Origin of the sequence: Caecibacteroides pullorum (genome assembly GCF_019239235.1) — a bacterium.
Lineage (GTDB): Bacteria > Bacteroidota > Bacteroidia > Bacteroidales > Bacteroidaceae > Bacteroides > Bacteroides pullorum.
Window position 1 is genome coordinate 1 of record NZ_JAAZTS010000059.1, and the last position, 731, is coordinate 731.

At 42.1% G+C, this 731-nt stretch carries 1 protein-coding gene; it reads left to right on the top strand.

The window, feature by feature from the left end; genetic code table 11:
* Positions 1-19 precede the first annotated feature (19 nt).
* Positions 20-731 (top strand): IS4 family transposase (locus HF894_RS15060; protein ID WP_204973463.1); only part of this gene is annotated, 712 nt, incomplete at its 3' end.

Below are 731 nucleotides of genomic sequence, written 5' to 3' on the forward strand. Positions count from 1 at the left end.
TCTAATACAAATGGCTGCTATGTTCCAAGACAAATACGTATTCTCTCAATTAACCGCTTTTCTGAACAGGACTCAGTTCAACAACTATGTTCGCAAGTATGATGGCAACAGATATGTGAAACATTTCACTTGCTGGAATCAGATGCTCGCGATGATGTTTGGACAACTGAGTAACCGTGAGAGCCTGCGAGACTTAATCGTTACTTTCGAGGCGCATAGGGCCAAGCAATATCATCTTGGTTTAGGTCGTGAACCGATAGCCAAGACAACTCTTGCGACAGCCAACCAGAACCGTGATTACAGAATCTTCGAAGACTTTGCATTCTATATGATGAAGGAAGCCTGCGAGAAGCGGACGACCAACATCCTTGACATTTCCGGAAAGAAATATGCGTTTGATTCAACAACGATTCCGTTGTGTCTTGCAACATTTCCATGGGCAAAGTTCCGAAGCAAGAAAGGAGGGGTGAAAGCTCATGTCTTATACGACATTGAAGCACAAGTTCCTGCTTTCTATACCGTAACCACTGCTTCAAAGCATGATTCCACAGCAATGTCTTCAATCCATTATGAACCAAATGCTTATTATATATTCGACAGGGCTTATGACTCCTTTAAAGAACTCTATAGGATACATCTTACAGACTCTTTCTTTGTTGTCAGGGCCAAGACGAACTTAAAGTATAAGACAGTCAAATGGAAGCGGAGAATGCCAAAGAACATAACGACAG